The following is a 22,577-nucleotide window of genomic DNA, read 5'->3' as shown; positions in this document are numbered from 1 at the left end:
CGTGAAAAACGCCAGGACCTGGTGGTGGGTGGGGCTCGCCGCGGTCTACGTCGGCTGGGCGGTGGCGCGCTGGCTGTGGGTGCCGGGGCTCGAGTTCGACGAGGCCGAGCAGATGCTGCACCTGCAGCGGCTGCGGCCGAGCTACGGACCGCAGCCGCCGCTGTTCGAATGGTCGTTGTGGGCGCTGCACACCCTGACGGGCGGCCCGGCGCTCCTTGTCCTTGCGCTACTCAAAGCGGCGCTGTTCGTGATGATCGCGGTGGGGGTGGCCCACGCCGCTCGCCAGGCGTGCGGTGACGGCGGGATGGGGGCCCCGTTGGGGTGGTGGGCGTTGACGCTCGCGCCGCTGCTGTGGGACGCGCCGCGCACGCTGACCCACAGCCTGTTGGCGACGGCTTGCATCGCGGTCTTGGTCGCGCTCTCGATGCCCCTGATCGTCGCGCCCGATCGCGCCGTGTCCCGTCGCCGCTGGGGGCTGATCGGCCTGGTGGCGGCCGCTGCCCTGCTGGCCAAATACAACGCGGTACTGGTGTTGGCGGGATGGTCAGTGACCGCGATGACGGCGTGGTGGCTCGACGGGCGCTCGTGGACGCGCTGGCGCGAGCGGGTGGTCCGCCACAGCCGCGGGCTGCCCTGGGCGTTGCTTGGCCTGCTGCCGTTCGGTCTGCACGTCGCCTGGGTCTGGGGACAGCGCTCGCAGGTCATCGACCCCATCCGGGCCAAGATGCAGGCCCCCACCGGAGGAGGAGGGGGGGTGCTGCTGGCGTTCGCGGAGGCGTGGCTGGCCACCGTGGGCACTGCAGTGCTCGTCGCGGTGGTGGCCGTGGTGGTGTCCGGCCGCCGCCAGCGGGGTGTGGTGCTCACCGCCAAGGGGGGCGGTGTCGGAGGCGGTGCCGCGACCGCCACGTCGTCGTTCTGGCTGGCGCTGCTGCTGGGTTACATGGCCGCGGTTGTCGTGGCTGTCGCTGTGCTGTCGTTGTCGGCGGGGCTCAGCGATATCAAACTGCGCTGGGTGATGCCGATGGCGGTGCCGGCGGTGGTGCTCGGCGGCGTCGCGTTACTGCGCGCCCGGCCTGCGGCCGCGACCGTGCTGCGGCGCGTGTCGGCTGCCGTGGTCGTCGCGTCACTGGTGTTGCTGGTGTGGCGTCCGACGCTGCTGGCGCAGCAGGGCCGCGCCTCCTGGAGCCAGCTGTCACCGGCGGCCGTGGCGCGTCGGCTCGATGCGATCGGTGCCGGGGGCGCCGTGGTGATTGCCGACCCGATCCACTTGGCGGGTGCGCTGGCGATACAGCGTGCGGCTGACATGGTCGTTTATCCCGGCAGCAGCCGCTTGGCCATCGATGCCGACCGTCCGGTCTGCGCGTTCTGGTGGGTCGGGACACAGCCGATCACGTCCTTCGCCGACCCTGAGAGCCCGACCGTTTACCGCGTGTCGGCCCCGAATACGATGCGCTGGCATGCCCACACCGACGGTCGTGCGCCGGGGGTTCTGTACGCGCAGGCGGTCACCGCGGCCAACGGCCCCTGTCCGACGCTGGGGCAGGTGTACGATCGCCTGCCATGAAAACCAAGCACGCGCCCCTGTTCATCACGTTCGAAGGCATCGACGGGGCCGGAAAGTCCACCCACATCGCGACGCTGGCACAGCGCCTGCGGGAGGCCGGGCGCACCGTACGGGTGACGCGCGAGCCCGGCGGCACGGCGTTGGCGGAACGGCTGCGTGAGCTGCTGCTGCAGGAGCCGATGGACGCGCTGACGGAGGCGCTGCTGATGTTTGCCGCGCGGCGCGATCATTTGGTGCGCGTGATCGAGCCGGCGCTCGCGGCTGGCGAGGTCGTGCTGTGCGACCGCTTTACCGACGCGACGTTCGCGTACCAGGGCTACGGGCGGGGCTTCGATCTGGTGGTGCTGGAGACGCTGGAGCGGTGGGTGCAAACGACCGGCACGGGCCTGCGGCAACCGGACCTGACGCTGTGGTTCGACGTGCCGCCGGCAACGGCGGCCGCCCGCTTGGCCGGCGCGCGCCAGCCGGACAAGTTCGAGGCCGAGCCGCTCGCGTTTTTCGAGCGCGTCGCAGCCGGCTACGCGCGGCGGGCGGCGGGGTCGCCCGAGCGCGTGGTGCGCATCGACGCGGTCCAGGACGTCGCGGGCGTGTGGGCGCAGGTGGAGGCGGTGTGCCGCCAGCGAGGGATGTGGTGATGGCGCTGCCACCGTGGTTGCAACGTCAATTGCGCGCGTTGTTGTCCCTGCGGGGGCACGCCGTGCTGCTGGCGGGGGCACCCGGCCTCGGGCAATACGAATTGGCGCTGGCGCTGACGCGCGCGTGGCTGTGCGAGCACCCCTCCGGCGACGGCGCGTGCGGTGCCTGCGACTCGTGCCACGCGATCGATGTGCGCGCGCACCCCGATCTTTTCGTGCTGATGCCCGAACAGCAGGCGATCGACCTCGGCTGGCCCTTGGACCCGGTCACGCAGGAGCGCATCGAGCGCAAGGAAATCAAACCCAGCCGCCAGATCCGCGTCGACGCTGCCCGCGCGGCCGTGGCATTCGCGCAGCTGTCGCACACCCGACCGCAGGGCCAAGTGTTGCTGATCCACCCGGGGGAGCGCCTCAACGTCGAGTCGGCCAACACCCTGCTCAAGACGCTGGAGGAGCCACCCGGACGGGTGCGCTTCGTGCTCGCAACAGAAGCGGCGCATGCGCTGCTGCCCACCATTCGCAGCCGCTGCCAGACGCACACGATGGCGTGGCCCACGGAAGCCGAAGGCCGGGCGTGGCTCGCGGCGGAGGGGGCCCAGGAGTGCCCGGGCCTCACCGATGCGGACTGGGCCGCGTGCTGGCGCATGGCCGGCGGGCGGCCGGACGAGGCGCTGGCGTGGGCGCGGCTCGGGGTCACGGAGCGCGTCTGGCGCGCGTTGCCGCGCCAGCTCGCGCAAGGCGATGCCGCCGTGATCGGTGACTGGCCCCTCGCGCGGCAAGTGCAGGTGCTGATGCAGCTGTGCCACGACGCGATGGCGGTCGCCGCCGGGGGAAAGCCGCGCTATTTCGACGCGGCGGCGCTGCCACCTGTGCCTGCTGTAGCGCGGTTGTCGGCCTTCTGGCGGGTGTTGCAACAGGCGTGGCGCACGGTGGAGCATCCCTGGCAGCCAGGCCTGTGGACCGAGGCCTGGGCCCAGCGCACCGCAGCGGTGTTTGCGCCGGGCGCCGCTGCCGGTGCGGCGCTACACTCGTGCCCATGACGACGGTTTCAGCAACAGAAGCGGGTGCCGGCACGTCGCCGCGTCCGACGGTCATCCAGCTCTCGATCAAGGAAAAAGGGGCGCTCTACGCCGCCTACATTCCCCTGTTCAAGGAGGGGGGCATTTTCGTGCCCTCGTCACGCCAGTACACCCTGGGACAGGATGTGTACGTGCTGCTGACGTTACCGGAGGACCCGCAGCGCTACCCCGTCGCGGGCAAAGTGGCCTGGATCACCCCCGCCGGGGCCACCGGCGCGCGCACGCAAGGTATCGGCGTGCGCTTTCCGGACGATGAGAAGTCCCGCGCGCTGCGGGCCCGGATCGAGGAAATCCTGGGAGCCCACCTCGCTTCCGACCGCCCCACCCAGACCCTCTGAGCCTTCCGCGGCCGCATGTGCCGCGGCGATCCCAAGCGATGTACACGGATTCCCACTGTCACCTGGATTTTCCCGAACTGCAGGCCCAGTACGACGAGGTGCTGGCGGCGATGCGGCACGCGAACGTCACCCGCGCGCTGTGCATCGGCACGACGCTGGAGCGCTTCGACGACGTGCACCGGCTGGCGATGGCGGCACCGGCCGAGGGGCCGGCGCTGTGGGCGACCGTCGGCGTTCACCCGGACAACGAGGGGGTGGCGGAGCCGACGGTCGAAGGGCTGATCGCCTTGGCCCGCCGTCCGCGGGTCGTGGGGATCGGCGAGACGGGGCTGGACTATTACCGGCTGGGCGACCGCACGGTGGCGGACATGGGGTGGCAACGGGAGCGTTTTCGCGTGCACATCCGCGCCGCGCGGCAGCTCGACCTGCCGCTCGTCATCCACACCCGCAGTGCCAGCGACGACACGCTCGCCATCCTGCGCGAAGAGGGCGGCTTTGCCGGAGCGGGCGCTGATGGACTGCCCGTGGCGCGCGGGGTGTTCCATTGCTTTACCGAAACGCGCGAGGTGGCGCGCGCCGCGCTCGACCTGGGGTTCTACATCTCGTTTTCCGGCATCCTCACGTTCAAGAACGCGGCCGCGCTGCGGGAGGTGGCGCGCTACGTTCCGCTCGACCGCTGCCTGATCGAGACCGACAGCCCCTACCTGGCACCGGTGCCGCACCGGGGCAAGACCAACACCCCCGCGCTCGTACCGTTCGTCGCCGCGGTGCTGGCCGACATCCAGGGCGTCACGGTCGAGGCCGTGGCCGAGGCCACGAGCGCCAACTTCGAGCGGCTCTTCACCCGCGTGTGCGCGCCGTGACCGCCGTACGTCTCTCGTTTCGGCATCGTGCGTGGCCTCGCGCATTGCGGGCGTGGTTCGCCGGAGGGATGTGCGCGGTCGTCATGCTGGCGCTGCCCGCCGCCGCCTGGGCACAGGCGAGCTACGACCGTTTCATCACCGCCCTGGTCCGCGACGACGTCAGCACCGTCATCGCGTTGCAGTTGCGCGGGCTCGACATCAACACGCCGGATCCGGAGCTCAACCCCCCGCTCGTGCTCGCGCTGCAGCGCGACGCGCTTCACGTCGCGCGCCACCTGGTGGAGCAGCGCGACCTCGACATCGAGGCGACCAACCCCGCGGGCGAAAACGCGCTGATGATCGCGGCGCTGCGTGGACACCTCGACATCGTGCAGGCGCTCATCCGGCGCGGCGCGCAGGTGAACCGACCCGGCTGGACCCCGCTGCATTACGCCGCCACGGGCAAGTCGGACCAGGCCCTGGCGATCACGCGGCTGTTGCTGGAACACCACGCTTACATCGACGCCGAATCGCCCAACCGCTCCACGCCGTTGATGATGGCCGCCCGCTATGGACGCGCGGAGGTGGTGCGGCTGCTGCTGGAGGAGGGGGCCGACCCGACACTGCGCAACCAGCTCGGGCTGGATGCCATCGATTTTGCGCGGCAGGTCGGCCGTGAGACGATCGTGGAGCTGATCGCGGCGGCCATACGCGCGCGACAGCCGCGCGGTCAGTGGTAACGACCATTTCACCGAGGAGAACGGACGATGTCGACACCGGTCACGCGCCAGGACCATCGGGATCTGTTGGGCGGGCTGCTGATGGCGGCCGTCGGTTTCGCGGCCGCGTGGTACGCGTACGAGCACTACGAGTTGGGCTCCCCGCGCAGCATGGGGCCGGGGTTCTTCCCGTTCGGGTTGGGCATCTTGCTCGGCATCCTGGGGGTGCTGATCGCGCTGCCGGCGCTGGTGCGTCCCGGCGAGCGGCTACGCCTCGCATGGGGGCCGCTGGGGAGCGTCGTCGGCTCGATCGTGCTGTTCGCGCTGCTGCTCAAGACGGCGGGGCTGATCGTGGCGTGCGCGGCCAGCGTCCTGGTGGCGTCGCTTGCCGACCGGACGATCACGTGGCGCGGCCGGCTGGTCGCGGCCGCCGTGATCGCCGGGCTGTGTTGGCTGGTTTTCATCGTCGCGCTGGGCATGGTGTTGCCGGTGTGGCCCTGGAGCCCCTGATCCCCCACCCATCGACGACACCACGAGGGTTCCCCCATGGACATCGCCCAAGGCCTCTGGCTCGGCCTGCAACAGGCCATGCAGCCGATGATGCTGCTGTATTGCTTCGTCGGCGTTTTCATCGGCACGCTCATCGGCGTGCTGCCCGGTATCGGCGCGATGGCGACGATTTCGCTGCTGTTGCCGGTGACTTACCACATCCCCCCGACGGCTGCCATCATCATGCTCGCCGGCGTGTACTACGGCGCGCAATACGGCGGCTCGACGGCGTCGATCCTGCTGAACCTGCCGGGCACGCCTTCGTCGGCGGTGGCGTGCCTGGACGGCTACCCGATGTCCAAACAGGGCAGGGCGGGGGTGGCGCTGTTCATGACGACGATCGCCTCCTTCGTCGGCTCGATGCTGGGCATCGCCATCCTGGCAGGGTTCGCCCCGGCGATCGCAGAGCTGGGGCTCAAGTTCGGCCCGGCGGAGTATTTCGCGATGATGTTGCTGGGGCTGGTGGCGGCGTCGACGCTGGCGTCCGGCTCACCGCTCAAGGGCCTGGCGATGGTGGTGTTGGGGCTGCTGCTCGGCACCGTCGGCACCGATGTCAACTCGGGGCAGGCGCGCTACGAGTTCGGCATCCCGGAGCTGATGGACGGCATCAACATCGTCGCGCTGGCGATGGGGCTGTTCGGCATCGCGGAGGTCGTCGGCTCGATCAACCAGCCGCGCGAGGGCCAGATCAACGACCGCATCACGTGGCGCTCGATGCTGCCCACGCGGGCGGACTGGAAGGCGTCCGTGATGCCGATGCTGCGTGGCACGGGCATCGGCAGCTTCTTTGGCGCGCTGCCGGGCACCGGCGCGTCGATCGCGTCGTTCATGGCCTACGCCACCGAGAAAAAGATCGCGCGCGACCCGTCGCGCTTTGGCAAGGGGGCTATCGAGGGGGTGACGGCGCCGGAGGCAGCGAACAACGCAGCGGCGCAGACGGCCTTCGTGCCGACGCTGTCGCTGGGCATTCCCGGTGACGCCGTGATGGCGTTGATGCTGGGGGCCCTCATCATCCACGGCATCCAGCCCGGCCCGCTGCTGATGACCAACCAGCCGGACCTGTTCTGGGGCCTGATCGTGAGCTTTGGCATCGGTAACGTGATGCTGATGATCCTGAACCTGCCGCTGGTGGGCATGTGGGTGGCCATCCTGCGCATCCCGTACAGCGTGCTATACCCGGCGATCCTGGTGTTCATCGCGCTGGGGACGTACAGCGTCAACAACAATACCTTCGACATCTACATGGTCGCGATCATCGGGCTGGTCGGTTACGTGCTGGCGGTGCTGCGATTCGAGGCTGCGCCGCTGATGCTCGGGTTCGTGCTCGGGCCGCTGATGGAGGAAAACCTGCGCCGCGCGCTGCTGCTGTCGCGCGGTGACCCGATGGTGTTCGTCGAGCGCCCGATCAGCCTCGGGTTCATCATCGCCTGTGCGGCGCTGCTGGGCTGGAGCCTGTGGGGGATGCTGCGCGCCACGTTGCGGGCGCGTGAGCGGGCGCTGGACCAAGCATAAAGCGTGGCATGTCCGCGCCGGTAGCCCTTGGAGGCCATCGACGGTGATCACGTGAAAGTTCTACAATTTGTATTATGTTAAGTCGTGGCCGCGATAATGTTTCGGGCGCTGTTCCAACAGAGGGAAAACCATACCCGCCCGTGCCTCCGGGCGTGTCTACAATGTGAATATGTTCAACTTCGGGTGACCCCCTCATGAAGCGTCGTCACATTCTGCAGACCCTCGGGCTGGCCACGCTGCTGGCCACCGGTGCGGTTCAGGCCCAAAGCAACGAGCTCAAGGTCGCGATCGATGCCACCTACGAGCCGTTCACCTACAAAACCCCTGACGGTAAGCCCACCGGTTTCGACGTCGACATCGCCGAAGCGATCTGCGCCAAGCTCAACCGCAAGTGCGTCTTCGTCGAGCAGGTCTGGGACAGCATGATCCCGGGCCTGCAGGCGCGCAAGTACGACGTCATCATCAGCTCGATGTCGATCACGGACGACCGCAAGAAGGTTATCGACTTCAGCGACAAGTACTACAAGACGCCCAGCGGCATCGTCGTCAAGGAAGGCACGCCCTACACCGGCCCCGCGTCGCTGAAGGGCAAGAAGATCGGCGTCCTCAAGGGCAGCACGCAGGAGAAGTACGCGATGGGCGAGCTCAAGCCCGCCGGCGTGCAGGTCATCCCCTACGAAGCGCAGGATCAGGTGTACCTCGACATCAAGGCCGGCCGCCTGGACGGCACGGTCGCCGACAAGGTGGAGGTGTACGGCGGCTTTCTGCGCAAGCCCGAAGGCAAGGGCTACGGCTTCGTCGGCCCCGACCTGTACGACGTGAAGTATTTCGGTTACGGCGTCGGCGTCGGCATGCGCAAGGGCCAGGACAAGCTCAAGGCCGACATCAACGCCGCGATCAAGGCGATCCGCGCCGACGGCACCTACGACAAGATCGCGAAGAAGTACTTCGACTTCGACCCGTACGGCAACTGACCCGTGACGCGGTGAGCCCGGCGCGTCGCCCGGTTGCTGGGCCGGGCGGCGCGTTTTTCGTTGGCCCATGCTGGACTACATTCCCGCCATTCTGCAAGGTGCGCTGCTGACGGTGGCGGTGTCGCTGCTGTCGCTGGTCGTCTCCATCGCGCTGGGGTTGCTCGGTGCCACGGCCAAGCTGTCGGGCCGGCGCGCGCTCGTCGCCCTCGCCACGCTCTACACCACCGTCGTGCGCGGTGTGCCGGAGCTGGTGCTGATGCTGCTCGTGTTCTACGGGGGCACCATCGGCCTCAACGCGCTGCTCGAGGCGCTCGGCCATACCGAGCCAGTCGACATCAACCCCTTCGTCGCGGGGGTGCTGACGATCGGGTTCATCTACGGCGCGTACATGACCGAGACGTTCCGCGGGGCGATCCTCGCCATTCCTCGCGGCCAGATGGAAGCGGCGTGGGCGTTCGGCATGGGGCGGCTACAGACGTTCGTGCGCATCACGTTGCCGCAGATGGTGCGCTACGCCCTGCCCGGCTTCACCAACAACTGGCTGGTGTTGATCAAGAGCACCGCGCTGGTCAGCCTCATCGGTTTGAAGGACATGACGTTTCTGGCCAAGCAGGCGTCTGCCGCCACACGCGAGCCGTTTTTCTTTTTCCTGTTCGTCGGCGCGCTGTTCTTGATCTACACCTCGGCGTCGCTGTGGGCGCTGCGCCGGCTCAACGACCGCTTCAGCCTGGGGGTGCGCCGTGCCACCTCGTGGCAGGGTTGACGTGACGGGGCCGATGCCGTGAACTGGTCGGTGATTTTCGAGCCCGCCCAACTGCAGCTGTATGCGCAGGGGCTGGTCACGACGCTGAAGCTGCTGGTGAGCTCCGTCGTGGCGGGGGGCGTGTTGGCACTGTTTCTCGCCCTCGCGCTCAACAGCCGCCACGCGTGGCTGCGCTGGCTCGTGGGCAGCTACACCTACGTCATCCGCGGCACGCCGCTGCTGATACAGGTGTACCTGATCTACTACGGGGTCGCGCAGCTGGAGTGGATTCAGGCCCGCTGGGACGAGATCTGGCCGTGGACGTGGTTCAAGGAGGCCTTTTTCTGCGCGTGGCTCGCGTTCACGCTCAACACCGCGGGCTACACCGCCGAGATGCTGGCCGGCGCGATCCGCGAAACCCCGTACGGGGAGATCGAGGCCGCCCGCGCGATGGGCATGTCGCCGCGTCAGGTGCTGTGGCGCATCGTGATGCCCAGCGCACTGCGCCGCACGCTGCCCGCCTACAGCAATGAGGTGGTCATGATGCTGCACAGCACGAGCCTCGCAAGCACGGTGCCGGCGATGACCGACCTGACCGCGGCGGCCAGCCGCGTGTACTCGGACTTCTACCTGCCCTTCGAGGCGTATCTGTTCGCCGGGGCGATTTATCTGTGCATCACGTTCCTGCTGGTGGGGCTGTTCAAGCTGGCTGAGCGCCGCTACCTGGCCCACCTGGCACCGCGCCGATCCTGAATGGACGTCCGTCACCACCCCCTGCCCCGCACCAGCCTCGGCAGTGCCCGTTCGGTCACCAGCCTGCACTTCGGCACGCCGGGGGCACGCCCCAAGGTCTACGTCCAGGCCAGCCTGCACGCGGATGAGCTGCCGGGCATGCTGGTGGCGCACCATCTGCGCCAGCGGCTGCTGGCGGCCGAAGCCGACGGCGCGCTGCGTGGGGAGATCGTCCTCGTTCCGGTGGCCAACCCGATCGGGCTCGCGCAGCGCATCGACCATCGGCCAATGGGGCGCTTCGAGCTCAACACCTCGGAAAACTTCAACCGCGGCTACCCCGATCTTGCCCGCGTGGCGTTCGAGCGGGTCGGTCGTTCGCTGGACGCGGACGCCGCCGCCAACGTGCAGCGGGTACGCGCGGCGGTCGTGCAGTGGTTGGCCGAGCAGGCCCCGGTGACCGAGCTCGAGGGCCTGCGTCTGACGCTCTTTGGGCTCGCCGCGGACGCCGACGTGGTGCTCGACCTGCACTGTGACAGCGAGGCGGTCGTGCACCTCTACAGCGAGACGGCGTGCTGGCCGACGCTCGAGCCGCTGGCGCGCTGGCTGCAGGCCGAGACGGTGCTGGTGGCGGACTACGGGGCCGGTGGTCAGCCGTTCGACGAGCAGCTCTCGGGGTTGTGGTCGCAGCTGCGCGCCCAGCTGGACGCGGCGGGCATCGCGGCACCCCTGCCGCAGGCTTGCGCGAGCGCGACCGTCGAGCTGCGCGGCGAGGCCGATGTCGATCACACCCTGGCCGCGCGCGACGCGGATGCGATCTGGCGTTACCTGCAGCACCTTGGCGCGGTGGCGGGGGATCCGGGGCCGATGCCCGCGCCCCGCTGCGAGCCGACGCCGCTGGCCGGGTCCGAAACCCTGAAGGCCCCCTGCCCCGGCGTGCTGGTGTTTCTCGCCCCCGTCGGCGCGGCGCTGCGGCCCGGCGACGCGGTGGCCGAAATCCTTGACCCGATCGACGGGAGCAGCGTGACGCTGCGCACCGCACACGGCGGGCGCCTCTACGCACGGGCGCGTGAGCGCTACGCGCCGGCAGGCCTTACGGTCGCGAAAGTCGCCGGCCGCACGGCGTTTCGCACCGGCATGCTGCTGTCCGAATGAACCCCCTCCCGACTGACTGATACGCTGCGATGAGCGACGCTCCCATCAAACTCCAGGTCGATGACATTCACAAGCGCTACGGCACGCACGAGGTGCTCAAGGGCGTTTCGCTGACCGCGCGCGCCGGCGACGTCATCAGCATCATCGGCAGCTCCGGCTCCGGCAAGAGCACGTTCCTGCGCTGCATCAACCTGCTGGAAAAGCCCCACGCCGGCCGCATCGTCGTCGCGGGGGAGGAACTGCGCCTCAAACCCGGCGCCGATGGCGAGCTGCACGCCGCGGACCCCGCGCAGCTGCAGCGCCTGCGCACGCGGCTGGCGATGGTGTTCCAGAATTTCAACCTGTGGGCCCACATGACGGTGCTGCAGAACATCATCGAGGTGCCCATCCACGTGCTGAAGATCCCGCGCGACGAGGCCGTGGCCACGGCGCGCAAATACCTCGACCGCGTGGGGCTCAAGGGGGTCGAGGACCGCTACCCCGCCCACATGAGCGGCGGGCAGCAGCAGCGCGTCGCGATCGCGCGGGCACTCGCCGTCGAGCCGGAAGTGATGCTGTTCGACGAGCCCACCAGTGCGCTCGACCCCGAGCTCGTCACCGAAGTGCTGCGGGTGATGCAGGGCCTGGCGGAAGAACATCGCACGATGGTGGTCGTCACGCACGAAATGGGTTTCGCACGCGAGGTGTCCAACCACGTGATCTTCCTGCACCAAGGGCGCATCGAGGAACAGGGCGACCCGAAGCAGGTGCTGACGAGCCCGCGCAGCGAACGGTTGCAGCAGTTCCTCAGCGGAAACTTGAAATAATCACGATATCCCGTTGTATCAAAACGGGATATTGGGCGATCACAGGAACCGGTCCAGCAGCCGGCGGCTGTGCCGGTCGAGTTCCAGCGGACGGCGGATCAGGTACTGCACCCCGTGGCTGTCCTGGATCAGCAGCACGTCGCGGGCCAGGCGCCGGATGTCCTCCTCGCCCTTGAGCACGAAGCGCGTGATGCCACGGTCCGTCTCCACCGTCCACGTGCTTGGCGTGGCAAAGGCGCTGACCTCCAGCAGCCGCCGAATCACCGGGGTGAATTCGCGTTCCTGTAACGCCTCCTCGATCAACGCACGGGTCGGTGTGTCTAGCACGTCCAGCGATGGGATGAACGCCACCTCGTGCCCGTCCGGGCCGACCAGCGACACGTAGCGGTCTGGCGCTTGGATCGGGAACGCCCGCACCGGTACGACGCCTTCGACCCACTCGCCGCCAGGCGCGCGCCACGCGAGCCGACCCAGCGGGGTGCGGCGCAGCGTCCACGTCGGGTTCGGTTCCACTTCGGTCGTCATCACGTCAGTCCTTCAGCCATTCGCGCTCGGCTTCGGCCTGCCGCGCCTGCGCCTGATACAGGCGCCAGTACGCGCCCTGCCGCGCTATCAGCTCGTCGTGGGTGCCCTCCTCCACCTTGCGGCCCTTGTCCATCACGACCAGCCGGTCCGCCCGGCGCAGCGTGGAGAGGCGGTGCGCGATGGCGATCGTCGTGCGGCCGCGCACGAGGTTGTCCAGCGCTTTCTGGATCTCTTTCTCGGTTTCGGTGTCCACGCTCGCCGTGGCTTCGTCCAGGATCAGGATGCGCGGGTTGATCAACAGGGCGCGCGCGATGCTGATGCGCTGGCGCTCGCCGCCGGAGAGCCCCTGCCCGCGCTCGCCCACCAGCGAGTCGTAGCCTTGCGGCAGGCGCAGGATGAACTCGTGCGCGTGCGCGGCGCGGGCGGCGGCGATGATCTCCTCGCGCGTGGCGTCTGGCTTGCCGTACGCGATGTTCTCGGCGATGGTGCCGAAAAAGAGGAACGGCTCCTGCAGCACCAGGCCGATGTGGCGACGGTAGTCGGCCACGCGCAGGCGGCGGATGTCCACCCCGTCGACCAGGATGTCCCCTTCGGCCACGTCGTAGAAGCGGCAGATCAGGTTGACCAACGTACTCTTGCCCGAACCGCTGTGGCCCACCAGCCCGATCATCTCGCCCGGGCGCACCTCGAGGTTCAGCCCCTGGATGACCGAGCGGTTGCCGTAGCGGAAGCTCACATTGCGCAACTGGATGTGCCCACGAATTTCGGGCAATGGCACCGGGTCGGCGGGTTCCGGGACGCTGGAGACGTGGTCCAGAATGTCGAAGATGCGCTTCGCGCCAGCGGCGGCTTTTTGCGTGACCGAGACGATGCGGCTCATCGAATCCAGCCGCGTGTAAAACCGCCCGATGTAGGCCAGAAACGCCGTGAGGACGCCCACGGTGACCGAGCCACGCGCGACGAGCCAGATCCCAAAGCCCCACACCACCAGCAGGCCGACCTCGGTCAGCAGCGACACCGTCGGTGAAAAGAGCGACCACAGGCGGTTGAGCCGGTCGTTGACCTCCAGGTTGTGGCGGTTGGCCTCGCGGAAGCGCTGCGCCTCGCGCCCTTCCTGCGCAAAGGCTTTGACCACGCGGATGCCGGGGATGGTGTCGGCGAGCACGCTGGTGACTTCGGCCCAGACGCGGTCGATCTTTTCGAACCCGGTGCGCAGCCGGTCGCGCACGACGTGGATGAGCCAGCCGATCAGCGGCAGCGGCAGCAGCGTGGCCAGCGCCAGCGTCGGGCTGATCGAAAACAGGATCACCGCCGTCATCAGGATCATCAGCACGTCGGTGGCGAAGTCCAGCAAGTGCAACGACAGGAAGATGTTGATGCGGTCGGTTTCGGAGCCGATGCGCGCCATCAGGTCGCCGGTGCGCCGGTTGCCGAAATACTCCAGCGACAGGCCCAGCAGGTGCTCGTAGGTCGTGGTGCGCAGGTCGGCCCCGATGCGCTCGGACACCAGCGCGAGGATGTAGGTCTTGGCCCAGCCCAGCCCCCACGCGAGCAGCGCCGCGCCCAGCAGTCCGCCCAGCAGCATCGCCACCAGGCCGACGTCGATCGGCTGCCCGTTCTGGTACGGGATCAGCACGTCGTCCATCAGCGGGATCGTCAGATACGGCGGCACGAGCGTCGCCGCGGTGGCCGCGAGCGTCAGCAAAAAGCCCGCCAGCAGTTGCCAGCGGTACGGGCGTGCGAAGCGCCACAGGCGCAGCAGCGTCAGCGTCGATGGGGGCGTGTGGACCACCTGTGCGCACACCGCGCACTCGTCATCGTCCGGCTCCATCGGCGCGTGGCACGCCGGGCAGTGCAGTGGCGTCGCCTCTTGGTTGGGCAGTTCGCTGCCCGCCGCGTCGCGCACGGCTTCGAAGCGCTCGATCAGCCGTCGGGCCGCGACCTGCCGGCCGAGCGTGTAGCGCCACACCGCGAGCCGCTCGGCCGGCTGACCGTCGCGCGCCTCGCGCACGAGTTCCAGCGCGGCCACGCCGTTGTGGTCGCTCACCCACAGCGCGAGGCCACGCTCGATCGGCCAGCACCGCGGCGCCGCCTCCGGAGCGTCCGCCCAGCACAGCGTCCGCCCGGCGATCCACAGCAGCCCGTCGCGGAAATGCAACTGCGCATCCAGATCGACCTGCAGCCACACGCCCTCCTCGCCCGCCGCGGCCGGTGTCTGCTCGACGGCGCGACGCCACGCGGCCGGCAATCCGGGCCAGGCCGTCGTCGGGGCGGTGGAGGGGGATGGATACGACATGTTGCAATTTCCGGGGCGGTCGGCGTCACGGGCGGTGAACGAATCCCTCACAATAGCGAACCGTGCCGACGCGCGGGCGACGCATTCTACGGCGCCATGGCGGCCTTGGATCGTGCCCGGTGCATCGCGCAGCCATTCCGCCCCGACCACCACGACCCTCCATGTCGCACAAGACCATCCGGATCCTGCGCATGCACCACCTGCGCGGGCCCAACCTCTGGACCTACCGGGCCGCGATCGAGGCGCTCATCGACATCGGTGAACTCGAAGACAGCCCCTCCAACACCGTCCCCGGCCTGTACGAGCGCCTGACGGCGTGGCTGCCCGGGCTCGTCGAGCACCACTGCGGGGTCGGCGAGCGTGGCGGCTTTCTGCTGCGGCTGCGCGAGGGCACGTGGCCCGGCCACATCATGGAGCACATCGCCATCGAGCTGCTCAACCTGGCGGGCATGGCAACGAGTTTTGGGCAGACGCGCTCCACGTCCCGGCGCGGGGTGTACAAGCTCGTCATCCGGGCGCGGCAGGAGGAAGTCGCCCGACAGGCGCTGCTGGACGCGCGCGACCTGCTGATGGCGGCCATCGACGACCAGCCCTACGACGTGGCGGCAGCCGTCAAGCGGCTCAAGGGCCTGATCGACCGCCACGCGCTGGGGCCGAGCACTGCGGCCATCGTCGATGCGGCCACGGCGCGGCGCATTCCCCACATCCGGCTGACGGAGGGCAACCTGGTGCAGCTCGGCTATGGGGCGCGGCAGCGCCGGATCTGGACGGCCGAGACCGATCGCACCAGCGCCATCGCGGAGACGATCTCGCGCGACAAGGACCTGACCAAGCGGCTGCTGGCCGAGTGCGGTGTGCCGGTGCCGGAGGGGCGCGTCGTCACCAGCCCCGACGATGCCTGGGAAGCGGCGCAGGATATCGGCCTGCCGGTCGTCGTCAAGCCGGTGGACGCCAACCACGCGCGCGGCGTGTCGCTCGACGTGCGCACGCGCGAGGAGGTGGAAGCCGCCTACGCGCTGGCCGAGCGCGAGGGCTCCGAGGTGATGGTCGAGCGCTACATCCGCGGCCACGAACACCGGGTGCTGGTCATCGGCGGGCGCGTGGTGGCGGCGTCGCGCGGCGAGCGGGCGGTGATCGTGGGCGACGGCATTCACACGGTACGGGAACTCATCGAGCGCGACATCAACAGCGACCCCCGCCGCGGCGAGGAGGAAGAGTTTCCGCTGGACACGATCCGCCTGCCGGAAAACCGCGACGTGATGCTGGAGCTGCGCCGCCAGGGCCTGACGCCCGAGAGCGTGCCGGAGGCGGGTCGCGAGGTGCTGGTGCAGCGCACCGGGCTGCTCACCGACGACGTCACGGACCTCGTCCACCCGGACGTGGCCGAGATCGCCGGGATCGCCGCGCGTGTCGTGGGGCTCGACATCGCCGGGATCGACCTGGTGGTCGAGGACATTGGCCAGCCGCTTGCGGCCCAGGGCGGCGCGATCGTCGAGGTCAACGCAGGACCGGGGCTGTTGCCGCACCTCAAACCGGCCAACGGCAAGCCGCGGCCGGTGGGCGAGGCGATCGTCGAACACCTGTTCCCGGGCGCTGAGGACGGCCGCATCCCCGTGGTGGGCATCACCGGCACGCGCGAGACGACCGCGCTGGCGCTGCTGGTGGGGGCGCTGCTGCAGCGCAAGGGGCCGGCCACCGGCGTGTCGTGTGGCGGGCGGCTGTATCTGCAGATGCACCCGGTGGATGCGAGCGTTCCCTCGGATTGGGAAGCGGGCCAACGGCTGCTGATGAACCGCTGCGTCGAAGCGGCGGTGATCGAAACCTCCCCGCGCTGCATCCTCGACGAAGGACTGCCGTACGACCGCTGCCTGGTGGGCGTGGTGACCGACGTGCCCGAACCGCAGGGGCTGGAGGACCACGACATCCGCACGCGCGACGACATGCGCAAGGTGCTGCGCACGCAGGTGGACGTCGTGCTGCCCCAGGGCTGCGCCGTGCTCAACGCCGACTGCGAGGTGTGCGCTGGGCTGGCCGAGCTGTGCGATGGGGACGTGTTGCTTTACAGCACCGATCCGCGCCACGCCCTCGCAGAGGCGCACATCGCCGATGGCCGCCGCTTCGTGACGCTCGACGGGCAGCAGGTGGTGTTGCTCCAGGGCAGCCGCCGTACGCCGTTGCTGTCGCTGGAGCAGCCGGGTGTGGCGGCGCTGCTGGGCCGCATCGGCGTGCCCACGCTGCTCGCCACGCTGGGCACGGCCGTGGCGCTAGACCTGCCGGCCGAGCTGATCCGTGCTGGTATCGAGACCGCCGCGCCCCTGCTGGACACCCTCTGACGCTTACGCTGCCCCACCCCGCCCATCGCCATGGACATCATCCGCCTGCGGGCCCTGCGCGGCCCCAACCTGTGGAGCCGCTACACGGCCATCGAAGCCACCGTCCGCTGCGAGCCGCCCGAGTTGGATTTGCATCAGCTCCCCCACTTCGAAGAGCGGCTGCGCGAACGCTTTCCGGAGCTGGGCGTGTTGCCGGAACCGACCGCGGACGGCGTGGTCACGATGGCGCACGCGCTGGAGATCTGCGCCCTGGCGCTGCAGACGCTGGCGGGCTGCCCGGTGAGCTTCAGCCGCACCATCGCCGCGCCCGAGGGTGGCGTGTACCAAGTCGTCATCGAGTACACGGTCGAGGAAGTCGGCCGCCTGGCCTTCGAGACCGCTGTGGCGTTGCTACAGGCGGCGCGCGATGACCGGCCGTTCGACACGCCGGGTGCGATCGCGCGCTTGAAGGAGCTGGACGAGGACCTGCGCCTGGGCCCCTCCACCGGCTCCATCGTCGAAGCGGCCGTGGCGCGCGGCATCCCCTACCGGCGCCTGACGACGGGCAGCCTCGTGCAGCTCGGCTGGGGCAGCAAGCAGCGCCGCATCCAGGCGGCGGAGTGCGACACGACCAGCGCGATTGCCGAGTCCATCGCCCAGGACAAGGAACTGACCAAAAAGCTGCTGCACGCCGCCGGCGTGCCGGTGCCGCTCGGGCGGCCCGTGCGCGACGCCGAAGACGCGTGGCGCGCGGCGCAGGAGCTGGGGGGCGCCGTCGTCGTCAAGCCCCGCGACGGCAACCAGGGCAAAGGCGTGACGGTCAACATCCAGACGCGCGAGCAGGTGCTGGCGGCCTTCGAGGCGGCCAGCCACTACGGCAGCGAGGTGATGGTCGAGCGCTACCTGCCCGGCATCGACTTTCGCCTGCTGGTGGTCGGGCGCCAGCTCGTGGCGGCCGCCCGGCGCGATCCGCCGCTGGTCATCGGCGATGGCGTGCACACGGTGCGGGAACTCGTGGACGCGGTCAACGCCGATCCGCGCCGCGGCGACGGGCATGCCACGCCCCTGACCCGCATCCGGCTCGATGACATCGCCATCGACCGGCTCGCGCAGCAAGGTTTGACGCCCGAATCGGTACCGCCGCGCGGCATGCGCGTGGTGCTGCGCAACAACGCCAACCTCTCCACCGGCGGTACCGCCACCGACGTCACCGACGAGGTGCACCCGCTCGTCGCGCAGCGGGCGGTGGCCGCCGCCGTCACGGTGGGGCTGGACGTGTGCGGGGTGGACGTGGTGTGCCAAAGCGTCGTGCAGCCGCTGGAGGCGCAGCAAGGGGGCATCGTCGAGGTCAACGCCGCCCCGGGGCTGCGCATGCACCTGAGCCCCTCGTTCGGCAAGGGGCGCAACGTCGGCAAGGCGATCATCGACCACATGTTCCCGCCGGGCGAGGATGGCCGCATTCCGCTCATCGCCGTCACCGGCACCAATGGCAAGACCACCACCGTGCGGCTGACCGCGCACCTGCTGCGGCAGCGCGGCTGGCGCGTGGGCTTTACCGACACCAACGGGGTGTACGTCAACGGCCGGCAAATCGACAGCGGCGACTGCAGCGGCCCCAAGAGCGCGCGCCGGGTGCTCGCGCACCCGGATGTGGACGCGGCGGTGCTGGAAACCGCGCGCGGGGGCATCCTGCGCGAGGGGCTGGCGTTCGACCGTTGTCAGGTGGCGGTCGTCACCAACATCGGTACGGGCGACCACCTGGGCCTGAACTACATCACGACCGTGGAGGATGTCAGCGTCCTCAAGCGCGTGATCGTGCAAAACGTCCCGGTCGGCGGCATGGCGGTGCTCAACGCGGCCGATCCGCACTGCGTGGCGATGGCGGAGTTCTGCGCCGGGCAGATCACGTATTTCGGCCCGTCGGCGCACCATCCCGTGATCGCCACCCACCGGGCATTGGGCAAGCGCGTCGTGTTCGTGGAGGACGGCCACATCGTCGCGGCCGAAGGCGGGTGGCAGGTCCGGGTGCCGCTGGCGCAGATTCCGCTCACCGAAGGCGGGGCGATCGCTTTTCAGGTCGAAAACACCATGGCCGCCATCGCCGCGGCCTGGGCCGTCGGCGTGCCGTGGGAGGCAATCGCGCGCGGGCTGGAGACCTTCACGGCGGATGCCCACACCGTCCCCGGGCGATTCAACCGGTTCACCTACCGCGGTGCGACGCTGATCGCCGACTACGGCCACAACCCGGACGCGATTGCCGCGCTGTGCCGCGCCGTCGAGGCGATGCCGGCCGGCAAGCGGGTGGTGGTTATCAGCGCCGCCGGCGACCGGCGGGATCAGGACATCGTGGACCAGGCCCGGCTGATCGGCCAGGTGTTCGACGAAGTGGTGCTGTTCGAAGACGCGTGCCAGCGCGGCCGCGCCGACGGCGAGGTCATCGCGCTGCTGCAGCAGGGCCTGCAGGGTGCGCCGAAGACCCGCTGGCAAACGGCCATCCGCGGCGAGTTCGTGGCCATCGACACGGCGCTGGCGCGCCTGCAGCCGGGCGATCTGTGCCTGATCCTCGTCGATCAGGTGGAGGAAGCCTTGGCGCACATCGCGCGGCGGGTGGCGCAAGCCGACAAAGCGCCTGCGGCGGCAGGCTGAAGCGGCGGCAGCCAGCATCAGAGCGCCTTCCCACGGGCTGCGACGCCGAAGCGGTTGGGGAGGCAGGCCCAACCGTCGGCAGCACCCCGGCTGCCTTCAGCGAAAGGTGTGCGACGCGCAGCGCGGCGTGCTTCAGTCCCAGAACAGCAGCACCTCGCGCTCCTGGACCACCGCCTCGATGCGGCGGCCGACCGGCAGGATCACCTTGGTCGGGACATGCCCAAACGGCAGGCCCGTGAGCACCGGCACGTCCGGCAGCTGCGCGCGCAGCCAATCGACCACCGTGGCGAGCCGGAAACCCCGGTCGTGCGGCGTGAGCGTGAAGCGGTTGAACGCGCCCAGCAGGATCGCCCGCTGGCGGCCGAGTACCCCGGCGAGCAGCAGTTGCGTCAGCAGCCGCTCGATGCGATACGGGTGTTCGCCGACGTCCTCCAAAAAGAGCACCCCGTCCACCACGGCCGGCAGGTAGGGTGTGCCCACAAGACCCGCGAGGATCGACAGGTTGCCGCCCCACAGAACGGCGTCGTGCAGGTGCCACGCCTGCGCCAGCGCGGGATACGCGCGCAGGTCCGCCAGCGGCAGCCGCCAGCCCGTCCCCTCCCCCACGCCTTGCGCGAGGTCGTCGAAACACGCCATCGTGATCTCGTCCGGCGTGTCGGTGGCCCAGTCCTCCATCAGCGCCGGGCCTGCCCAGGTGAGCGTGCCCCGTTGCGCCAGCACGGCCATCTGCATCGCGGTGAAGTCACTCAAGCCCACCCAGGCCATGCCGCGCTCGACCGACGCGGCGATCGCGTCGTACGGCAGGCGCGGCAGCAGGCGCGTCAGGCCATAGCCGCCGCGTGTGGTCAGCGCGATATCGGCGCCGCTTGCGGCCGCCCGGCCGATCGCGGCGAGCCGCGTCTCGTCGTCCCCGGCAAAGCGCTGGTGGCTGGCCAATACAGCCGGATCTACTTCGACCGCGTGGCCGGCGGCCTCCAACCGCCGCAGCGCGCGCCGGAACGCAGCCCGGTCACGCACCGCGCCGCTGGGGGAATACACGTAAAGATGCGCCATCACGCGATTATCCAGCCAGCGCCGCCAGCGCCTGCGGCCCCGCTCGGTGGCCCCGGTCGGGAAACGGCGCTCCCAGCCAGTCCGCCGCCGGGGGCAGCAGCGCGTCGGGCCCCACCGGGGTGACGCCGTGCAGCCGCGGCCCCAGCGTGGCCTGCAACGCGGGCAACAGCCAGTCCGCGCCGGGCGCCAGCGCCAGCCGGCACGCCCCCACACCCAGCGCCTCCAGCCATTCGGCCAGCACGGCCGCATGGCGCTGCGGCGTGTGCCACGCTGTCTTCTTCGGCTTGTCGCTCTGGCCAAAGCCGATTAGATCGGGCACGAGGCAGCGCTCGCCACGTTCGCGCGCGCCGACCAGCCAGGGCAACCACTGCGGCCACCACGCATCCGGTCCGTGCAGGCACACCCACGGCAGCGGCGCATCGGCGGGCCCCACGTCCAGCCAGTGCAGGCGCAGTCCCGCCAGTGCGGGCAAATCTTGCCGTGTGTGCGAGGCGGTCACCGGAATCCCCAACGCCTGCGCCCGCTGCCAAACGGCCGCGAACGCCGCGTCGGGTGTGCGCAGTGCGTCCGAGCGCAGCGGTTGCGCACTGGCGCGTTGGCTCGCCCGCCGACGTTGGAAAAATGCCTGCATCAGCGCCGCGGCCGCCTCGGCCATCACCCCGCCCTGCACGGTGGTGTGGGCGTTGAGGCGCCGGTCGGCAAACAGATCGACCACCGAGCCCGCCGCCCCGGTGCGCGGCTCCGGCGCCCCGTACACCACGCGCGCCAGCCGTGCGTGCAGCGCTGCCTGCGCGCACATCGGGCACGGCTCCACCGTCACATACAGCGTGCAGCCCTCCAGCCGGTAGTTGCCCAGCGCCTGGGCCGCCTCGCGCAGCGCGACGATTTCGGCGTGCGCCGTGGGATCATGGCTCGCCACCGGCTGGTTGTGCCCACGGCCGATGACACGCCCCGCGTGAACGACCACGGCACCGACCGGCACCTCGCCGCGCTCGGCCGCCCGGCGCGCCAGCGCCAGCGCCTCGGCCATGTGGAGTTCGTCCTGGGTTGTCACATCGTGGCGTCGGGTGACTGTTCGCGCGGCAGACCCAAGCGGTCCTTACGGTCCAGATAGACGGCGGGCGCCAAATAAGCGTGGGGTCCCAGAAATGTCACCACTGCCCAGGGCCGCGCCTGCAGATGCCGCCCGTGCGGATTGCCTTTGGCGACGTGACCCAACAGGACCCAGCCGCCCTCATGCTCCTGCAGGTGCAGCGCAAGGTGGGTCACGAACGGCAGACCGTCGTGGTCCGCGCTGATGAGGCTGGCAAACGGGTGCGCACGCATCAGCTCGGCTGCGATGGCGGGATCGTCACAGCGAAACTGTGGTGGCAGGTACATCCGACCAGTGTAGCAGTAGTGGACGATCGCGCCGCGTTCACCCACGACACCACAAAGAAATGCTTTGCGAGCCCAACCTGGGGGTCATATCTTACGCAGTCGTTCCAGCAAATCCGGGAGCGCGATCTGAACCGTGTCCCAAACCACCTCCAGGTTGATCTCGAAGTAACCATGGGCGATACGGTTGCGCATGCCGCGCATCGCGCGCCACGGCACCTCCGGATTCTGCTCGGCGAATGCCGCGTAGCCGTCCATGATCTTGGTGGCTGCCTCGCCGATGATGAGGAGGCTCATGATGACCGCCTGTTGCGTGCGCTTGTCCGCCAGAAAGTCATCCTTCCTCATGCCTTCGACAAAGCCGCACGCGTCGGCCGCCGCCTGTCGCATGTGAGCGAGGTAGTCGTCCAGGCGACTCGGCGTCATAGGGGCCTAGCCTGCGCCAGTGCCTGTTGGCGGAATCGGAGTGGCAGATCCCCCGGTGTCAGTACTTCGACCCGCACCCCGAGCAAGGCTTCCAGTTCTCCTTGCAGATCACCCAGATCGAACAGGGTCGTACCGGGAAGGGCATCCACCAACAAGTCCAGATCACTGCCTTCCCGGTCGGCGCCATGGAGGACCGACCCAAAGACACGCGGATTCGCCACGCGAAACCGACCGACTGCTGCGCGCACGGCCTCACGTTTTTGGTCAAGGGCAACGGAAGGTCTCATCGGCGTGCCTC

General features: G+C 69.4%; 21 protein-coding genes and 1 pseudogene. 15 read left to right on the top strand and 7 right to left on the bottom strand.

All coding sequences use genetic code 11. The features are described from left to right. The first annotated feature begins 1 nt into the window (after position 1). The 13 genes from LCC91_RS05255 to LCC91_RS05195 all read left to right on the top strand — a co-directional run bounded on the left by LCC91_RS05255 (position 2) and on the right by LCC91_RS05195 (position 11,644). Positions 2 to 1,564: a hypothetical protein gene (locus LCC91_RS05255; RefSeq protein WP_143897734.1), complete on the top strand. Its 1,563-nt coding sequence runs from the start codon at positions 2 to 4 to the stop codon at positions 1,562 to 1,564. Further along, positions 1,561 to 2,199 carry a dTMP kinase gene (gene tmk, locus LCC91_RS05250; RefSeq protein ID WP_058616358.1) on the top strand — a complete coding sequence of 213 codons (639 nt, stop codon included), beginning with the start codon at positions 1,561 to 1,563 and terminating at the stop codon, positions 2,197 to 2,199. The genes LCC91_RS05255 and tmk overlap by 4 nt, the downstream gene beginning before the upstream one ends. Next, complete coding sequence (locus LCC91_RS05245) at positions 2,199 to 3,239, top strand: DNA polymerase III subunit delta' (protein ID WP_058616357.1); 1,041 nt, start codon at positions 2,199 to 2,201, stop codon at positions 3,237 to 3,239. The genes tmk and LCC91_RS05245 overlap by 1 nt, the downstream gene beginning before the upstream one ends. Next, on the top strand, positions 3,236 to 3,616 hold the full coding sequence (locus tag LCC91_RS05240; protein WP_043703352.1) for a PilZ domain-containing protein: 381 nt from the start codon (positions 3,236 to 3,238) through the stop codon (positions 3,614 to 3,616). The genes LCC91_RS05245 and LCC91_RS05240 overlap by 4 nt, the downstream gene beginning before the upstream one ends. 38 nt (positions 3,617 to 3,654) lie before the next feature. Continuing rightward, complete coding sequence (locus LCC91_RS05235) at positions 3,655 to 4,479, top strand: TatD family hydrolase (protein ID WP_043703349.1); 825 nt, start codon at positions 3,655 to 3,657, stop codon at positions 4,477 to 4,479. Positions 4,480 to 4,562: 83 nt separating this feature from the next. Continuing rightward, positions 4,563 to 5,198, top strand: coding sequence for an ankyrin repeat domain-containing protein (locus LCC91_RS05230; protein ID WP_224441033.1), 636 nt, complete (start codon positions 4,563 to 4,565; stop codon positions 5,196 to 5,198). A gap of 27 nt (positions 5,199 to 5,225) precedes the next feature. After that, positions 5,226 to 5,687 carry a tripartite tricarboxylate transporter TctB family protein gene (locus LCC91_RS05225; protein ID WP_043703346.1) on the top strand — a complete coding sequence of 154 codons (462 nt, stop codon included), beginning with the start codon at positions 5,226 to 5,228 and terminating at the stop codon, positions 5,685 to 5,687. A gap of 36 nt (positions 5,688 to 5,723) precedes the next feature. Then, a complete protein-coding gene (locus tag LCC91_RS05220; RefSeq protein WP_043703345.1) occupies positions 5,724 to 7,238 on the top strand; it encodes a tripartite tricarboxylate transporter permease in 1,515 nt (504 codons plus the stop codon). 194 nt (positions 7,239 to 7,432) lie between these two features. Further along, positions 7,433 to 8,212 carry an ABC transporter substrate-binding protein gene (locus tag LCC91_RS05215; protein WP_043703343.1) on the top strand — a complete coding sequence of 260 codons (780 nt, stop codon included), beginning with the start codon at positions 7,433 to 7,435 and terminating at the stop codon, positions 8,210 to 8,212. A gap of 67 nt (positions 8,213 to 8,279) precedes the next feature. Next, positions 8,280 to 8,975, top strand: coding sequence for an ABC transporter permease (locus LCC91_RS05210; protein ID WP_043703342.1), 696 nt, complete (start codon positions 8,280 to 8,282; stop codon positions 8,973 to 8,975). A gap of 18 nt (positions 8,976 to 8,993) precedes the next feature. Further along, complete coding sequence (locus LCC91_RS05205) at positions 8,994 to 9,707, top strand: ABC transporter permease (protein WP_052231769.1); 714 nt, start codon at positions 8,994 to 8,996, stop codon at positions 9,705 to 9,707. After that, positions 9,708 to 10,838, top strand: a complete 1,131-nt coding sequence (locus LCC91_RS05200) for a succinylglutamate desuccinylase/aspartoacylase family protein (protein ID WP_043703340.1) — start codon at positions 9,708 to 9,710, stop codon at positions 10,836 to 10,838. Between the two features lie 29 nt (positions 10,839 to 10,867). After that, complete coding sequence (locus LCC91_RS05195; RefSeq protein WP_043703338.1) at positions 10,868 to 11,644, top strand: ABC transporter ATP-binding protein; 777 nt, start codon at positions 10,868 to 10,870, stop codon at positions 11,642 to 11,644. Between the two features lie 39 nt (positions 11,645 to 11,683). Here the strand turns inward: LCC91_RS05195 and LCC91_RS05190 are convergent, their stop codons facing one another. Both LCC91_RS05190 and LCC91_RS05185 read right to left on the bottom strand, forming a co-directional pair. Beyond that, positions 11,684 to 12,169: a cyanophycin metabolism-associated DUF1854 family protein gene (locus LCC91_RS05190; protein WP_043703337.1), complete on the bottom strand. Its 486-nt coding sequence runs from the start codon at positions 12,167 to 12,169 to the stop codon at positions 11,684 to 11,686. 4 nt (positions 12,170 to 12,173) lie between these two features. Further along, on the bottom strand, positions 12,174 to 14,465 hold the full coding sequence (locus LCC91_RS05185) for a cyanophycin metabolism-associated ABC transporter (RefSeq protein ID WP_082007722.1): 2,292 nt from the start codon (positions 14,463 to 14,465) through the stop codon (positions 12,174 to 12,176). A gap of 161 nt (positions 14,466 to 14,626) precedes the next feature. Here LCC91_RS05185 and LCC91_RS05180 point away from each other — a divergent pair, with 161 nt between their 5' ends. Next, on the top strand, positions 14,627 to 16,798 hold the full coding sequence (locus tag LCC91_RS05180) for a cyanophycin synthetase (protein ID WP_143897736.1): 2,172 nt from the start codon (positions 14,627 to 14,629) through the stop codon (positions 16,796 to 16,798). Positions 16,799 to 16,828: 30 nt separating this feature from the next. After that, positions 16,829 to 19,423, top strand: coding sequence for a cyanophycin synthetase (gene cphA / locus LCC91_RS05175; protein ID WP_043703334.1), 2,595 nt, complete (start codon positions 16,829 to 16,831; stop codon positions 19,421 to 19,423). A 132-nt stretch (positions 19,424 to 19,555) separates the two neighbouring features. On the opposite strand, the gene LCC91_RS05170 is transcribed toward cphA, so the two are convergent. From LCC91_RS05170 to LCC91_RS05150, 5 genes and pseudogenes are all read right to left on the bottom strand, one after another. Next, a complete protein-coding gene (locus LCC91_RS05170; RefSeq protein ID WP_043703332.1) occupies positions 19,556 to 20,476 on the bottom strand; it encodes an LD-carboxypeptidase in 921 nt (306 codons plus the stop codon). A gap of 7 nt (positions 20,477 to 20,483) precedes the next feature. Further along, positions 20,484 to 21,530 carry a tRNA adenosine(34) deaminase TadA gene (tadA, locus tag LCC91_RS05165; RefSeq protein ID WP_052231767.1) on the bottom strand — a complete coding sequence of 349 codons (1,047 nt, stop codon included), beginning with the start codon at positions 21,528 to 21,530 and terminating at the stop codon, positions 20,484 to 20,486. A 50-nt stretch (positions 21,531 to 21,580) separates the two neighbouring features. Then, positions 21,581 to 21,856, bottom strand: a pseudogene (locus tag LCC91_RS05160) (FMN-binding negative transcriptional regulator); the annotation flags it as partial. Between the two features lie 84 nt (positions 21,857 to 21,940). Continuing rightward, positions 21,941 to 22,279, bottom strand: a complete 339-nt coding sequence (locus LCC91_RS05155) for a HepT-like ribonuclease domain-containing protein (RefSeq protein ID WP_043703330.1) — start codon at positions 22,277 to 22,279, stop codon at positions 21,941 to 21,943. After that, positions 22,276 to 22,566 carry a nucleotidyltransferase family protein gene (locus tag LCC91_RS05150; RefSeq protein WP_082007719.1) on the bottom strand — a complete coding sequence of 97 codons (291 nt, stop codon included), beginning with the start codon at positions 22,564 to 22,566 and terminating at the stop codon, positions 22,276 to 22,278. Before LCC91_RS05150 ends, LCC91_RS05155 begins: the two co-directional genes overlap by 4 nt. Between the last annotated feature and the right edge of the window lie 11 nt (positions 22,567 to 22,577).

The sequence above is a fragment of the Tepidimonas taiwanensis genome, assembly GCF_020162115.1.
GTDB lineage: Bacteria > Pseudomonadota > Gammaproteobacteria > Burkholderiales > Burkholderiaceae_C > Tepidimonas > Tepidimonas taiwanensis.
This window is presented reverse-complemented; position numbering and strand designations above follow the sequence as displayed.

Coding starts and splice junctions, on each gene's coding strand:
- LCC91_RS05230 (WP_224441033.1), top strand. CDS start 4,563: ATGCTGGCGCTGCCCGCCGCCGCCTGGGCACAGGCGAGCTACGACCGT.
- LCC91_RS05180 (WP_143897736.1), top strand. CDS start 14,627: ATGTCGCACAAGACCATCCGGATCCTGCGCATGCACCACCTGCGCGGG.
- LCC91_RS05240 (WP_043703352.1), top strand. CDS start 3,236: ATGACGACGGTTTCAGCAACAGAAGCGGGTGCCGGCACGTCGCCGCGT.
- LCC91_RS05235 (WP_043703349.1), top strand. CDS start 3,655: ATGTACACGGATTCCCACTGTCACCTGGATTTTCCCGAACTGCAGGCC.
- LCC91_RS05170 (WP_043703332.1), bottom strand. CDS start 20,476: ATGGCGCATCTTTACGTGTATTCCCCCAGCGGCGCGGTGCGTGACCGG.
- LCC91_RS05220 (WP_043703345.1), top strand. CDS start 5,724: ATGGACATCGCCCAAGGCCTCTGGCTCGGCCTGCAACAGGCCATGCAG.
- LCC91_RS05190 (WP_043703337.1), bottom strand. CDS start 12,169: ATGACGACCGAAGTGGAACCGAACCCGACGTGGACGCTGCGCCGCACC.
- LCC91_RS05200 (WP_043703340.1), top strand. CDS start 9,708: ATGGACGTCCGTCACCACCCCCTGCCCCGCACCAGCCTCGGCAGTGCC.
- LCC91_RS05155 (WP_043703330.1), bottom strand. CDS start 22,279: ATGACGCCGAGTCGCCTGGACGACTACCTCGCTCACATGCGACAGGCG.
- LCC91_RS05195 (WP_043703338.1), top strand. CDS start 10,868: ATGAGCGACGCTCCCATCAAACTCCAGGTCGATGACATTCACAAGCGC.
- LCC91_RS05185 (WP_082007722.1), bottom strand. CDS start 14,465: ATGTCGTATCCATCCCCCTCCACCGCCCCGACGACGGCCTGGCCCGGA.
- LCC91_RS05245 (WP_058616357.1), top strand. CDS start 2,199: ATGGCGCTGCCACCGTGGTTGCAACGTCAATTGCGCGCGTTGTTGTCC.
- LCC91_RS05210 (WP_043703342.1), top strand. CDS start 8,280: ATGCTGGACTACATTCCCGCCATTCTGCAAGGTGCGCTGCTGACGGTG.
- LCC91_RS05150 (WP_082007719.1), bottom strand. CDS start 22,566: ATGAGACCTTCCGTTGCCCTTGACCAAAAACGTGAGGCCGTGCGCGCA.
- LCC91_RS05225 (WP_043703346.1), top strand. CDS start 5,226: ATGTCGACACCGGTCACGCGCCAGGACCATCGGGATCTGTTGGGCGGG.
- tmk (WP_058616358.1), top strand. CDS start 1,561: ATGAAAACCAAGCACGCGCCCCTGTTCATCACGTTCGAAGGCATCGAC.
- cphA (WP_043703334.1), top strand. CDS start 16,829: ATGGACATCATCCGCCTGCGGGCCCTGCGCGGCCCCAACCTGTGGAGC.
- LCC91_RS05215 (WP_043703343.1), top strand. CDS start 7,433: ATGAAGCGTCGTCACATTCTGCAGACCCTCGGGCTGGCCACGCTGCTG.